Raw genomic sequence first — 15,509 nt, forward strand, 5'->3', positions numbered from 1 at the left:
GTAAAAAAAGATAATAAAATAAATTATTTAGTCAATATGAGGTGCGTTACGCTGTCGCTAACACACCCTACAAATTACTACAAATTACTTTACTTAATTATGAGTTATATCTTCTATATATCTCTTTTTCAAGTTCCAGTTTTTCTTCATCTATTCGTATTATCATATCATCTTTTTCTCCATATTCATCTGGAACAAGTTGATATAAACCCAACTCACAACACTCTGCAATTACAGATATCATGCTAGTGAGATTTTTATAAACTCTTTTCGTATAATTAAGACAATCAACATCCCAAAGATAAACTGGAGATGGATTTAGATCGCCAACTACATAAAGCCTTCTTTTACACTCATACGCAGCAATCGGAAACCATTTTTTATCCCAATAGCCATCAATACCCTTAGTAGCTTCAAGGATAGTTTTGTAATCATAAACTGAATCTTGCAATGAGCCGAATGTAATCGGTACATCATTAGACAACTGTTCTGGGAAAAGAAACGGTTTTACAGCTAAATTATAGTCAAAAGCAAAACCATTCCACCATTGATAAAGTTCGTAAATTTCGTCAGATAATTTGAATGGCAAATCTTTGACAATCTCATCAATCTGTTGCCGACTTAAACCCGGATTATAGCAATCAACAAAATCAAAGTCCAAAGCTTTTAACCAATCCCAAATATATCCTAGTTCGTCTGTAAGTATAGACATACAACTAACCTCGTTTAATGATTTTATGTATTGAATAAATGTAGAAACTTTTTATGTAACATCTTTACGGTATTTACTTGGTGTAACTTTACATAGAATTTAGTATTAACCTTTATTATATTATCAACCGCTCCAACCCAGTTACAATAGTACCTAAAGAAAAATCGTCAAAATATAGATATGACTACAGCTACACCCGTAAAAACTGAATACGAAGCGATTATTGGACTAGAAACCCATTGTCAACTCAGCACCAACACCAAAATTTTCTCCAACAGTTCCACAGCCTTTGGTGCTGACCCCAATACTAACATTGATCCTGTGTGTATGGGTTTACCTGGTGTATTGCCCGTACTCAATGCTAAAGTGTTAGAATATGCCGTTAAAACGGGTTTGGCGTTAAATTGCCAAATTGCTCGATATAGCAAATTTGACCGAAAACAGTATTTTTATCCTGATTTACCGAAAAATTATCAAATTTCTCAATATGATTTACCCATAGCCGAACATGGTTGGATAGAAATAGAATTGCTCGATGATGCTGGCAACCCGACCCGCAAACGCATTGGTATTACCCGTTTGCACATGGAAGAAGATGCAGGAAAATTGGTACACGCAGGGAGTGAAAGGCTTTCTGGTTCTACCTATTCTTTGGTAGACTATAACCGTGCTGGTGTACCGTTGGTGGAAATCGTCTCCGAACCTGATTTACGTTCTGGACAAGAAGCGGCTGAATATGCCCAAGAATTACGTCGAATTGTGCGATATTTGGGTGTAAGTGATGGAAATATGCAAGAAGGTTCTCTGCGTTGTGATGTGAATATTTCCGTGCGTCCTGTGGGAAGGGAGAAATTTGGCACGAAAGTCGAAATTAAGAATATGAACTCCTTCAACGCCATTCAAAGGGCGATAGACTACGAAATTGAGCGTCAGATCGCTGCCGTTGAAAGTGGGGAAAACATTGTTCAAGAAACCCGGTTGTGGGAAGAAGGTTCACAACGCACAATTAGTATGCGGGTGAAAGAAGGTTCGAGCGATTATCGTTATTTCCCTGAACCAGATTTATCACCAATTGAGGTGACAGACCAACAATTAAAAGATTGGTTAAGTGAATTACCAGAACTACCCGCCCAAAAACGTCATCGTTATGAGAATGAGTTGGGACTTTCGGCCTATGATGCGCGAGTGTTGACAGAAGATCGTCCGGTAACAGATTATTTTGAGAGTGCGATCGCTGCCGGAGCAAATCCCAAAGCCACCGCTAACTGGATTACCCAAGATATTGCTGCTTATCTGAATAAACAAAAACTCACCATTTCCGAAATTGCTCTAACTCCTGTTAATCTCGCTGAAGTGATTACCCGCATTGAAACAGGTAAAATCAGTAACGCCCAAGCCAAGGAAAAACTACCAGATTTACTCGCTGGTGTTTCCCCAGAAAAAGCCTTTGCAGGTCAAGAGTTAATTAGTGATCCGGCTGTACTAGAACCCATTGTAGATGCAGTTATCGCCGCCAATCCTAAAGAACTAGAAAAATATCGCAACGGTAACACCAACCTTAAAGGCTTCTTTGTAGGCAAAGTCTTAAAAGAGACAGGAAAAAGGGCTGATCCTAAACTAACTAATGAGTTGGTAGAGAAGAAATTAAATGGGTAATGGGTAATGGGTAATGGGTAATGAAAGATTTATTCTTCCCCTGCCTCCCCTGCCCCCTGCCCCCTGCCTCAAAAAATTCATCAAAAAGGGTCTTCACCCCTCACCCTATAAATGATATGATGTGCTAGATAGATGCACCCTGATGATTTGGAGAGCTATGTAATTGGCTCTCTTTTTTCATACTTGTCCATAAACAAGATAAAATTACCAAATCAGAGTATTCTAACTCTCTGCGTCTCTGCGCCTCTGCGTGAAATAAAATTTAGTTATTAAGGGTAAAAATTATGGGAGACTGGCAACAAATTACTGGTGGAGTGACAGCAGCGAGAGGGTATAGAGCCGCAGGAATTACTGCGGGACTCAAAGCGTCAGGATTGCCAGACTTAGCGTTAATATTATCAGATGTGGATGCGATCGCTGCCGGTGTATTCACAACTAGCCACGTAAAAGCAGCCTGTGTAGATTATTGTCGTCAAATCCTCCAAGCCAAGCACAGCGCCAGAGCGATCCTTTGTAATGCTGGCCAAGCCAACGCCGCTACAGGACACCAAGGGGTAAAAGATGCCCAAGAAACTGCGGAATTATTGGCAAAAGCTTTAAATATTGACCCAAACTTGATTTTATTAGCCTCCACTGGCGTAATTGGTCAACGGATTAAAATGGATGTGTTGCGGAGTGGTATTCCCCAAGTAGTCGCAGCACTCTCAGAAACAGGCTCAGATGCAGCCGCCGGAGCAATTATTACCACAGATTTAGTTAAAAAATCCATTGCCCTAGAAACAACTATACACGATGCCTCCGGCGGGCTGCGCCAACGTCCCGTGAGAATTGGGGGAATTGCTAAAGGTTCGGGCATGATTCACCCCAACATGGCAACTATGCTATCATTTGTCACCTGTGATGCCGCAGTTGCACCGACACTTTGGCAACAAATGTTAACTAGAGCCGCAGATAGAAGTTTTAATTCTATCACCGTAGATGGTGACACTAGCACCAATGATAGTTTAATTGCCCTAGCTAACGGCCAATCTCGCACCCCAGCAATTACAGAAATGGGTGCAGAAGCAGAAAAATTAGAGGCGATGTTAACAGAAGTATGTCAATATTTAGCGAGAGCGATCGCTCGTGATGGTGAAGGCGCAACTTGTTTAATTGAAGTCCAAGTCACCGGCGCAGATGATGAACTAGCCGCCAGACAAATCGCCAAAACCATTGTTGGGTCTTCCTTAGTTAAATCTGCAATCTTTGGCTGTGATCCCAACTGGGGACGTATCGCCGCCGCCGCCGGTCGTGCTGGTGTACCATTTGAGCAAGAAAATCTGCAAGTTAAGTTAGGGGATTTTCTCCTGCTTGAAAATGGTCAACCTTTACCCTTTGATAAAGCCGCAGCCAGCGCGTATTTAAAACAAGCAAAGATGGGAGCATATCTCCAAGCAGACACCGTGTTAATTTCTGTCAGTGTCGGTAATGGTCACGGTACAGGTAAAGCCTGGGGTTGTGATTTGAGCTATGACTATGTGAAAATCAACGCAGAGTATACAACTTAGAATATCGAAGGAAAGAGGGAACAGGGAACAGGGAACAGGGAACAGGGAACAGGGAACAGAATTAATTATTCCTCCTGACTCCTGACTCCTGACTCCTGACTCCTGACTCCTTAATTAAGAAATATCTTGCAATTCTGCGGTGCGAACTGAAAGCAACTGTGTCTGATTACCTCGTTGCACCTTTACCTGCAAGACTTGACCAAGACGACTATCTTCTACTACACTTTGTAACTGTTCTGCATTAGCGATCGCTTGGCCATCAATTTGTAAAATCACATCACCGCGACGAATACCGGCGGTTGCGGCTGGGGAATTGGGTACAACCCGCATCACTAAAACGCCGTTGACTTCAGGAATTTCAATGGCTGAATTAGGATCAGTGTTATTTTGTTTAGCTAATTGGGGTGTTAAGGTGATCATTTGTACACCTAAATAGGGGTGAGCAACTTTACCATCTCGTTGCAGTTGCATCGCGATCGCTTTAGCTTTATCAATAGGAATAGCAAAACCAATACCCATAGCATCAGCACGAATGGCGGTATTAATCCCAATCACTTCACCTTCTCCATTCAACAATGGTCCCCCAGAGTTACCAGGATTAATCGCTGCATCAGTTTGAATAAATTCTAAGCGTTTATCTGTAATCCCCACTTGGGCGCTAGAACGTTTCAGCGTGCTGACTATCCCCAAAGTAACAGTATTATCAAATCCTAACGGATTCCCCACAGCGATCGCCCAATCTCCAACTTGGACATTATCAGAAGATCCCAAAGGTGCGATAGGTAAATCATTTCCAGCATTAATCTTGACTACCGCTAAATCTGTAACTTCATCAATGCCTTTAACTTTACCTTCAAAAGTCCGACCATCTTTGAGGCGCACTGTTACTTTATCAGCTTGATCAACAACATGAGCATTAGTTAAAATTAACCCACTCTTGTCGAGAATAAACCCAGAACCTAAACCCCGTAATTGTTCAGTCGGGGACTGGGGAGAAAAACTTTCACCAAAAAAACGCCGAAAAAATGGGTCTTCTAAAAAAGGATCAATGCGGCGGCTAATTGTTCTTTCTGTATCAATCCTGACTACTGCTGGTCCGACACGATTCACTGCGGCTGTCACAAAGCTACTACTACCAACAGCCGCAACAGCCCCAGATGGCTTTTGATTAACCACATTTGCTGATTCTGCTTGGGATGGTAAAACTTGTAAGCAGGTAACAGTTAAAATTACTCCTAGCGCAATTAGCACCACAGAGGGGAAAATCTTGGTAGTGAATTGGTGTATCGACTGTGGTAGTTTAAAAAATCTCATAATTATAGCCTAATTTTGATGATTTGTGGACAAAGAAGAGAACTAAATTTGTACGGAGTTACTTTAAGCGTCGCTTGCATTCTACGCTAACAAAAATCAAATAGGAGTCCTAAATCTGTAATTAAGTTAACCTAATATTTAACAGTCAGGCTATTCTGGAAAATCACCCTGATCAAGTTCGGATTTTACCACTGTTTTATCTTTTCTCTTCCCTGTTACCTACAACTGTAGGCTAGGATTTTAATTAATACCAAAATGTTAATATCCTATGAATGGATCAAAAGGATTAGTACCCGAACACACACACCATCACACGTCTAACCACGACTCGGAAGAGTCAGTTCATCCTCATGTTCATAGTGAAGAATCTTTGCGGCGTATTGTCAACCGATTGTCGCGCATAGAAGGACACATACGTGGGATCAAGACTATGGTGCAACAAAATAGCTCCTGTCCTGATGTTTTATTACAAATTGCTGCCGTTAGAGGTGCCATAGATAAGGTAGCACGTATTATTTTAGATGAACATTTAACAGAGTGTATTGGTAGAGCCGCCCAAAAGGGTAATCTAGAATTAGAGATTGAACAGTTAAAAGCTGCTTTAGATCGATTTTTACCTTAATGGGTAAATAGACATCTCGTAAAAATTAAATATACGTCATCTAGAACCCTTGTAGAGACGAGAATCCCTACATGAGGAACGTCTCTACATTCTATTACCTGCCATAATGACCAGCGAACCAAAATCAATTACCGTTACCGTCAAATTATTTGCTGCTTATCAAGAAGCATATCAGCAGCCTGAGTTAGTGCTGGAACTTCCCAATGGTACACCAGTTAAAACATTGTGCGATCGCTTGATTAGCGAACACCCAGAACTAGCCCAATGGCGTAACCTAACCCGTTTCGGCATTAATTTCACATTTGTCGAACCAGATACTCCCCTCCAAGATGGTGATGAAGTTGTACTAATTCCCCCGGTTAGTGGTGGCTAAATCCCTATTTTTTCTTTAAATACCCAATAATAGCATCAGCCATTTCTTCAGGAACATTCTCTCTGCGTAAATAGCTCTTAATTTCCTTTTCAATTTTGTTTCTGTCCTCAAAATTACTCAGTAAAATATCACGAAGGTGTCGTAAATAAAATTTAAGATATGCCCAACTTTCCCTATCCCGATTTCGATAAACTATATTCACTTTATGCTCTATATTGTAATTAGATTTTAAATTAGTTAATCCCCTAATAAGTTTATATTTTTTAAACCAATTCCTTTCTAAATGCCATTGCATTTTCACAGGCATACAACGAATAAGATCACTTATTTGATAATCGTTATATCCTTGCAGCAAACTTGATAGCTTTACCTTAAAACCTGCTTCCTTGGTTCGCATAGAAAAATCATAATCTCCCCCATAATGCTTGAATTGACTTGCATCTGGTAAACCTATTTGCTCAAAAATTGTGCGAGATACAATAACTATATTGCCATTTAATGTATCAACTTCCACTTCTTCTTGTTCAGCGAAATAATTCAGATCACGAACTCGGTGATATTTACTTATTCCACTATAAACAATCCAATTTGGATATTTTTTACTTCTGATAATTCCGCCGATAATGGCTGTTTTAGAATCAGGATGGCTACAAATTTTGTAAATATTACTAATTAAATCATCAGCAATGGAAATATCATCATTTAGCCAAACTACATAATCAGCCTTTAATTTTTCACTAGCGTATTTCATCCCCTCACAAATAGCCCCAGTCCACCAAAGAGAACCGTCTGCTTGAATTAAATGAACATCAGGAAACTTAGACCTAATTATTTCTTGAGTTCCGTCAGTAGAACCATCATCTACTACAATAACTGAAAAATTTTGTGCCTCTGCTATTTGAGAAAATTGAGTATATATTTGTGATAAAATACCTTGGGTATAGTCTTTTCTATTCCTGACAGGAAGCACCAAAGAGATAAATACCATAAAATTAAATTTTTGGATTGTTGAGTATATATTTTAGCACAATAGGCAAGATTGTTAGGACTTACGCAAGATTAACGTATTTTCGTTAATGTGAGACTGACCTATCCTGTGGGTATTTGCTTCAGAACTTATGCAACTGGCACATTAGCAAGGTGCGTCAGATATTAATAATCCGTTTATTACCCAGATTTATCCAGTCTGACGCACCCTACCATAGATTTTTGGTGTCACACCATAGCAGTTTTCGATTAAACCCACCACAAAAATAATCTGAAATTGATCCTTCATCCGCGTTAATTTGCGTTAATCTGCGTTTAATTCTCCTTCAATCTGTGGTACTGCTTAAATAAACTTTATTGGACTAACTCCTATTTACTTGACTTTAGCCCGGAAACGAATAAAACCATGGCTATTGGTTATATCTACCGCAGTCGCGTGTGGCAATGTATCGGGAGTAGTGGCAGGCATTTTTCTCACAACATTAACCACAACTGCACCATTTGTATTGCTGGCTGCACATTGCGTTGGTAACGGTGGTTCTTTTCCAGGAGGAAAATACTCTCCTCTGTCTGGTGTATCAGCAGCATTTGTTAGATAGGTTGTTGTAGAACCAATGGCCAAAGCAATTCCCAAATCAGCATTTAGTAAACCCCCATCTGTAGGAGTATTACCAGTAAAAGCTGTTTCCAGAAAGGTGGCATTTTCTGGAACTAAATCACAAATAGTTACATTAGTAACTGGTGTATTACCACTGGAAATAAAATAAATCGTGTATTCTAAAATGTCTCCTGGTTCGACAACACCACCATCAATTACACCCTTTAAAAATTCGCTAATACCGCTACTAACATCTATTGGTGTAGGCCAGTTGATGTAATTATCATTTGCGGCTTGAGGGGAAGTTGTATCATCTACATATTCCTCAATGGTAGTGCCATTAATAGCAGTGATACGTTTAACTAATAATAATTCTGGATCTTTGATTGCAATCCCAAAATCTTTACCTGTGATGCTAGATGTTAGAGTATCAAAAGGCTCAGAAATTAACGGACTGGTGTTTACCCAGAAATTTGGAGTAGTTGGAAGGGAGGTAGCAGGTGCAGGATCATTGACTATTCCAGAAGTTGTACTTAAACGAATAGTTAGGTCGTCTTGATTATTCCCGACATTGTTAAAACCATAAGTACCATCTAGCAATACAGGAGTTGTGCTAAGTATATTACCGTTTTGAGCGACAAGAATAGCAAATAAACCACCTGCGTTAGTACCTAATTCACCGGCACTTGGAATATTATTAAAAGTACCATTGGCACTATTATCTTCATCATTCCACACCGTACCAGTAATAAAATCGTTATCTATGATTGTGTAAGTAGTTGTGAGTGAGGGAGTACCATTACAAGTCTGGGTTGAACCAACAAGATAAGGCGCTGTATTACCAGGATCACCAATCTCAAATATAATTGTTTCATCATCTTCAGAATCATCATCATTAACCACGGTAAAGGGAATAGTGAATGTGCTATTGTTGATACCGTCATAGTTACCCGCAGGAACGAAGACATTAATTACATTTGTACCTGATGGTGTAGTGTAGTCTACTCCCAAGGTGGCTGTACCACCATTGGTGGTGACGACGGTAATGGGAACAGTGATACCTGGGTCGGGAACTAAACCCACAACCCGGACTCTGGGGGGATTGGTGGTCGGGTTAGTCTCTGATTCAAGTCCACTACCGTCAGTGGTAGTCGCTAACTCGATGATAGGTTTGCCGGAAAATTGAACTTGATCAAGGAAGTTACCTCTGGTATTATTGTTACCACTTGTCCCAGTAGCCCGAAAACCTACCTCGTACTCACCAGTAGTACCTGAAAAAACAACATATCCACCATAACGAACCCAGTTATTTCCTGCGGCTACTGGTGTATTTAAGGTAGCTCCTGCGCCGGCAACTGGAGTAGCGTTAGGAATAACTCCAGTGTTACTGGTTGAGAAAGTACCAACAATTATATTAGTAGGTGGATTAGCAGGTATATTACTAATTTCAAATACAGCCGTATCAGCAGCATTACCAGTAGGCTGACCATTAACAACAGGACCACTGAAAGGATTATCGCGCCCACGGTGTAATAGGGAAAAGTCAATCCTCTCTCCATTAATTAAACATAATTTCTGAAATAATTTAGAGTCTTCTTCGGCATTTAATTCAGCAAATTGATCTCCGGCATTGGTGGCTGTGTTAACACTGCTGAATACTTTTCTCCAAATTTCAATTAGTGGTGGTTTCCCCTGTGGTGATACCCAACCAAAACAATTACCTCCAGGATCCTTTGTGTAGTTTGTTCCGTGAGTTGTTTCCCAACCAGGAACAACACCTGGTATCACTTGGACGAAACAGCCTGGATCCGTCCCTAATGGAGTATATGCAGGGGTTTCAAAACTGGGATTTAGGAACGATCGCTGAATTTGAGCCTGTGCTAAGGTGGGTTGAAGGACAAATACTGCACTTATCGCCCCCCAACCTAGTCTTTTTAAAGTTTGCTGAAAATTTTTCATAAGTAGTTCTTTATAAAATAAGAGAATTTACGTTACTCCAACTGCAAGTCTTCTTCTTGGACAATCACCTCAATACCTCCGATATCTTTAAAAATCACCTCTACCCGACGGTTGCGAGCATGATCTAATTTACTAATACCAGCAGTTAAAAGTTGGGTTTCCCCATAGCTGCGAATTGTCATCCTTTCTGGGGTGATACCTTGACGAATTAGGTAATCTCTCACAGATTTGGCGCGACGTGCTGCTAATGCTTGGTTGTAGGCATCACTGGCACGTTTATCGGTGTGTCCGTGCAGTTCCACAACAATGGAGGGGTTATCACGCAAAACTTTAATAATTTTGTCTAAGACTTTGGCACTTCTGGGGCTAATGTTGCTCTTGTCTAGGGCAAAATGAATGTTTTTCGGTACTTTCAGCCGGATGGGTTCTGGAGGCTTTTCTGGGGGCTTTTCTGGAGGCTTTTCTGGAGGCTTTTCTGGGGGTTTCTCTGCAATTGGGGGAGTGAGACATTGGGGATTGGTAATTGGTAATTGGGGATTGGTGATTGGTGATTGGGAATTAAGTCCACGAATTAGGGCAGGGTAGGCGGGTTCTGATGTGCCATTTTCTGGTAAAGTAGCGATCGCGCTAATTCGATCCCCCGGTTGCAAATCCCCCAAATTTAAGCTAAATCTCCCTTTATCGTTGACTTTGGCTGTACCTAATTGTTGATTCAAAGAGCCATAACCATCTTTACCACTAACTCGATAAACATCAACCTGTGAACCAGGATCAGCAGTTCCATCAATCCCGACTGTGGTATTTATCCCTGCATAAAACTCCGGGCTGAGAAATTGAGGTGTATTAATTGCGGCGTTGGCTGTGTCTAATCTACGGTTGCCTGAGTTGCGTTGGGGATTGGGTCCATCACCATTTTGAAAGTCCTGTACACCGACGTTGTGACGGGTGTTGAGGTCGATACTCAGTCCTTCTAAATTGGCAAATTGATTACCAGTAATGAGATTGCGATCGCTCTGGGGATAAGATGTAATTACTACCCCCGCACCTGATTGATAACTAATTTGATTATCTTTTACTTGATGGTCATTTCCCATTAAATAAATAGCGGCTCGACGGAATCTCCTCCCATTGAATTTAAAACTATTTTTATGTATTGTTGCTGAACCAATAGCTTTAAATATAAACACCGCACTGCCATCATTAGCACAAATCAAGTTAGAGCGAATTTCCGATTGATCAATAATTCCATCTAAACGGATAGCATCAGGCATTCCCGCTAAACCATTACCAAGGATAATGTTTTCAATTACCTGCATTCCTTGAGCTTTAATGCCAGTAATGATTGCACTACCATCATGGTATGAAATCCGATTATTACGAATAATTGTTTCCACAGCATTGAATACCGATACTCCAAAGGCAGAAGTAACTACGGGCATTTTTTCATCTGTAGTAATTCCTAACCAATTGTTTTCAATAATTACACCTTTTGGCGGTTGTCTATTTTGGTCTTCTATAAATTCCCCAGCAAAGGCTTTAAGTTTAAATGTATGAGGTGGAATAAAAGTATGAGCAATAAAAATATCGGCTGGAGGAGTGCTTTGTGTTTCCCGATGTTCTGAACTAAAGCCGTAAAGACTCAAACCACGAATAGTAATATTATCAGCTACAATAGTCAAACCCCGAAATACTTCCGCTTCTTTAGCAGCAGTAATGGTTACTATAGGTTTAGGGATTTTAATTTCTGCCGTTGGTGACTTAGTTGCATCATATCCTGGTTGAGTCGTACCATCAATGACCAAACCAGCAATACTCAACGGTGGTAAAACTTCTTCGAGTTCTATAATAGTTTCTGCTGCTGATAAATTAAATTCAATCCGTGGAGATGGGTGAACAGTAACTTGTTGTTGTTCTGTAGAACTTAATTGAGCAAAACTTAAACTGCCATTTACTAATGCGATCGCTTCGCGTAAAGTTAATTCTGTATCTGCTTTAATTGTACCGTCTTTGTTACTATTAATAATTGCTTTGTATGCAACAACATTTTGATTGTTAGCTAAAACATTCCTTGGTGATAGCATCAACAAAACACATATTAATAAAACCAACTTATTGGATTTAATTCTTGAGCTAATAGCATTAAAATAATCAAGCATATCAATTTGCATATTTTTATTTTCCTCCTACTTCTGCTACTTTAGAATCATCTGGCTGAGTAGCGGTTTTCACTACAGATTCTTTTTGTTGAGGAGGTGTAACTTTTTGTTGTCCAAAACCTTCAAACAACTCATTCAGCTTGACATTCAAGCCCAAATAAGCACCTCCAGCCGAACGACTACCAGAAAAGTCTCGGTCATCAACATTACCAAAACTATATCCAGCAGAAAGCCGTAAATTAGGATTAAGGTAGTAACCTGCTTCCAGGACAAAACCTGTTTCTGTATAATTACCTTGACCAATCCAACGAGCCTCACCCACCAAATCCATGCTGTACCCCAAACGGAAAGTAGTACGCGCTTGAGCTAAATTAATCATGCTAGTACCAACCAAATCACTAGCTAAATAAGAAGTGCTGTTACGCAAAGCATATTTACCATAAAACTCCCATTGCCAATTAGGAGCATAAATAGTTTCTAAAGCAAAAGTATGATCTTGAGAACCTGTACCAGTTCCTAAAAATAGGGTATCGGGGATAGTTGCCGGATTTTGGCGATATTCATAACGTAATAAAGCATTAAATTTATCACTATTAGGATCACGGAAAGCTAAACCAACTTTTAAATTAATCGTGTTTCCTAATCCCAAAAGCTTTTGATTAGAAGAACTTGCTTGTTGATAACGCATTAAAGCCGTTAGTGCTGGAGTAATTTTACCAGTAGCACCAGCCGAAATCACAGTATTGCTACCACCGGAAGAATTGCGATACTCGTAGCGAGTGCTGGCACTGAATTGGGGACTATCAGTGTATTCCAATCCAACACTATAGCTATCACCACCATTAAATCCTATAGAAGATGATGATTGACCAGAGGCAAAAGGTTGAGCAAACTGTTGACCAGAAGCAGTTCGTCCCAAAAACCCGCCAAATACGTGTTCATAAGCCAAATTCATCCGTAAACCAGGAGTAATAGTCAACTGATTCTTCAGTCCAATTGCTCCTTGAGTAGTCATTTCGTTAGCGCCACCGAGAATTGAGTAACGACCTGTTAAAGTGGTATCAGAGCCAATTTTGTGTTCACCGCTCAGATTTAAGCTAGTAATAGAATTACCGCTATACTGACTACCTGAATAATATTGTTGAACTAAACTCAGATTGATTCCAGGCAATGCTGCCCAATTTAGCCCGAAAGTGCTGCGGCTTGGGGAAACGCTATCATTTTCAGAAGATAATGTGAGGTCATTTTGGGCTTGAAAAGTTAAAGATTCTGTGATAGGTAAAGTCAAGCGCGATCGCAATTGATCAGAAGAACTTTGAGGATTAGTCAGAGAATTACGGTCTTCTCGCTCACGGTGCAACCAATCCAAACTCAAAGAAGCCTTTCCCAAGCGTTGTTGAATCCCCGCAGAGATGGTTGTCAATGAATTATTAACACTACTACCAGGTATAGCTTCAGAACGGGGTGAAAACAGGTCTTCAAAGGTATCTAAAGGTTGGGGACTAACGCCAAAATTATCTTCATGGTCATATTGCACCTTGACATTTGTATCTGGTGAAAGTTTACTACTCAGTTGCACTCCATAACGAGTTTGCCCAGGCACAAAACTAATTGTAGAATTATTAGCAAAGCCAGTATCAGCAGAACTAAAATAGGCACGACCTTGAATACTGTTAAAAAGCTCCCCCGTAGCTTCCAAACTATAAGCCTGACTGCTAACCTTACCGATCACATCCGAATTATTGGTAGAGCGAGCATATTCAGCAATTAATTTTGCCCCTCCACCAAAGGAAATCTGCGCGTCAGCACCATACAATTCAAACTCTCGTACTCCCCTATCTTCTCGGAGATAACTGGCTGCTAACCAACTTTCTTGATTAACACCACGACCAAGATTGTATTGTAAACGCCCTGCATAGATATAACCGTCAGATTCTTGAGCGTCGTATTGATAAGTAGAAATAATCCGTCGTACCAACACATCTCCATCATCATCAAGATCAGTGCGAAGAATTGGTTCACGAAATAACAACGTACCGCGATCGTAATCAATATCGTAATCAGTCCCCCTACTCAACTGTTTACGGCTAATTACAGTCCCCGGACGATTCAGTTCTTCCAACTCAATAAATACACTTTCGCTACCGGGAAGCAACAACCGACGAGACAGGAAATAATAACCACTTGTCCCATCAGGAGCGATCGCATCCCGTTGAAATCCCTCAATATGATCACCATAAAAACCAGTAATTTGTAAATTCCCAAAGTTATAATTAGCCTTAAACCCATGTAATTGGCGATTAGTAGCCGTAAACTTTTGAGAAGCGCCACTAAACTCTGTTGTTTTATAATCACCCCACATGAAATAATCAGGGTTAACTCCAGGAGTAGCACTTTGTCGTTCTAAACGCAGAAATACACTATCAACCGAAGGAGTAACAGCCTCAACCTTGGAACTATCCCCATAAACCGGATAATTTTGATTATTAAATTGATTAGTTCCAAACAGCCGATTATCACAGTTACAATCCTTATTCAAACCCTGAGAACTGTTGTAAGCACCAGTAAACAACCAATCTCCAATCGAACCAGTCGCAAATACCGCCGAATGCACATCTAACCGGGTACTATTATCTCCATCAGGAGGCAAAAAATCACGGTAACTGCTGTAATAGTCTGTACCTCTAGCACCCAGTCGTAAATCTACAAATCCTGACACCAAAGCATCACGACGGCGTTCTGTTTCAAATTGCAACTGGGTAAAAGCTTCTAAATTATTAATTCCCCTTGCTCGAATTGTTACAGTTTGCCCCTTATTATCTGCTCGCAAAGTAGCCGCAAACTTCCCACCCTTAGCTTCCACCTGAAACCCCGGTACATCAGGCTGGAAATCTACCCCAATCAATTCTCCAGCCGTCGCACTCAGAGTTATAATTGAATCCCAGCTAGAGGCATTACCCTTATCATCTAAGAGTTGACCTTGAATAGTAGCTGTAGAACGTCCATCAGCAGGAATACGAGACTCTACCGTTTCTATTTTTAACTTACTAGCACCACCCCCAACCAGTACCCGAACCTTCATTGGTTCTTCTGTCCCTTCTACCAATTGAGCAGTGATCAGGTTTTCCCCTTCTTTTAAAGGAATACCATACCAAGTTTGTGTCACCAAGCTAGTAGTATCATCAATTTCTGTTCGTCCTACCAAATTGGGGTCAGCTAACTGATCATTAACTCGCAATTCCACCTTACCCCCAATAGGGAAACGCACAATCACCGATGTAGCCGCACTACTTAATACAGAACCAGTAGTGGGTGTCAAAATTTCCACTGGAACTGTTACAGCTTGGGCAATAATCGGAGCAGAGAATGTTGGATTAGATGTTTGCTGAGTTGGTAAAGTCGTTGTTTCTTTTGTTGGTATTTTAGTAGCTTGGTATGTGGGAAGATAGAGGGTTTGATTATTGGTATCTTGGCTACCCGGTAAATTGGGAGTTTGATTATTAAGTTGATTGAACGCTTGATTTGTTGGTAAATTAGGCGTTTGGTTATTACTTTCCGGTAATTCAAAATTAGGTAGAGGATTAC

The 15,509-nt window shown here is 40.4% G+C and carries 10 protein-coding genes; 4 read left to right on the forward strand and 6 right to left on the reverse strand.

The features are described from left to right. Positions 1–97: 97 nt before the first annotated feature. A complete protein-coding gene (locus VB711_RS17320; RefSeq protein WP_323287437.1) occupies positions 98–712 on the reverse strand; it encodes an SMI1/KNR4 family protein in 615 nt (204 codons plus the stop codon). A gap of 180 nt (positions 713–892) precedes the next feature. Here VB711_RS17320 and gatB point away from each other — a divergent pair, with 180 nt between their 5' ends. Continuing rightward, entirely contained in the window at positions 893–2,368 is a 1,476-nt protein-coding gene (gene gatB, locus VB711_RS17325) for an Asp-tRNA(Asn)/Glu-tRNA(Gln) amidotransferase subunit GatB (protein ID WP_323287438.1), read from the forward strand. Positions 2,369–2,652: 284 nt separating this feature from the next. Then, positions 2,653–3,915, forward strand: coding sequence for a bifunctional ornithine acetyltransferase/N-acetylglutamate synthase (gene argJ / locus VB711_RS17330; RefSeq protein WP_323287439.1), 1,263 nt, complete (start codon positions 2,653–2,655; stop codon positions 3,913–3,915). 114 nt (positions 3,916–4,029) lie between these two features. Here the strand turns inward: argJ and VB711_RS17335 are convergent, their stop codons facing one another. Next, complete coding sequence (locus tag VB711_RS17335) at positions 4,030–5,229, reverse strand: HhoA/HhoB/HtrA family serine endopeptidase (protein ID WP_323287440.1); 1,200 nt, start codon at positions 5,227–5,229, stop codon at positions 4,030–4,032. A gap of 268 nt (positions 5,230–5,497) precedes the next feature. On the opposite strand from VB711_RS17335, the gene VB711_RS17340 reads away from it, so the two are divergent. Both VB711_RS17340 and VB711_RS17345 read left to right on the forward strand, forming a co-directional pair. Next, a complete protein-coding gene (locus VB711_RS17340) occupies positions 5,498–5,851 on the forward strand; it encodes a metal-sensitive transcriptional regulator (RefSeq protein WP_323287441.1) in 354 nt (117 codons plus the stop codon). 106 nt (positions 5,852–5,957) lie between these two features. After that, the gene (locus VB711_RS17345) at positions 5,958–6,224 is read left to right on the forward strand and encodes a MoaD/ThiS family protein (protein ID WP_323287442.1); all 267 of its coding nucleotides are present in this window, start codon (positions 5,958–5,960) and stop codon (positions 6,222–6,224) included. A gap of 4 nt (positions 6,225–6,228) precedes the next feature. Here the strand turns inward: VB711_RS17345 and VB711_RS17350 are convergent, their stop codons facing one another. From VB711_RS17350 to VB711_RS17365, 4 genes are all read right to left on the reverse strand, one after another. After that, positions 6,229–7,212 (reverse strand): glycosyltransferase family 2 protein, encoded by a 984-nt coding sequence (locus tag VB711_RS17350; protein WP_323287443.1) that lies wholly within the window; start codon positions 7,210–7,212, stop codon positions 6,229–6,231. A 372-nt stretch (positions 7,213–7,584) separates the two neighbouring features. Next, positions 7,585–9,768: a hypothetical protein gene (locus tag VB711_RS17355; protein ID WP_323287445.1), complete on the reverse strand. Its 2,184-nt coding sequence runs from the start codon at positions 9,766–9,768 to the stop codon at positions 7,585–7,587. Positions 9,769–9,800: 32 nt separating this feature from the next. Beyond that, positions 9,801–11,936: an OmpA family protein gene (locus tag VB711_RS17360; protein WP_323287446.1), complete on the reverse strand. Its 2,136-nt coding sequence runs from the start codon at positions 11,934–11,936 to the stop codon at positions 9,801–9,803. A 4-nt stretch (positions 11,937–11,940) separates the two neighbouring features. Then, the coding region (locus VB711_RS17365) for a TonB-dependent receptor (RefSeq protein ID WP_323287447.1) at positions 11,941–15,509 on the reverse strand (3,569 nt) is incomplete at its 5' end.

This window comes from Cronbergia sp. UHCC 0137 (assembly GCF_034932285.1).
Lineage (GTDB): Bacteria > Cyanobacteriota > Cyanobacteriia > Cyanobacteriales > Nostocaceae > Cronbergia.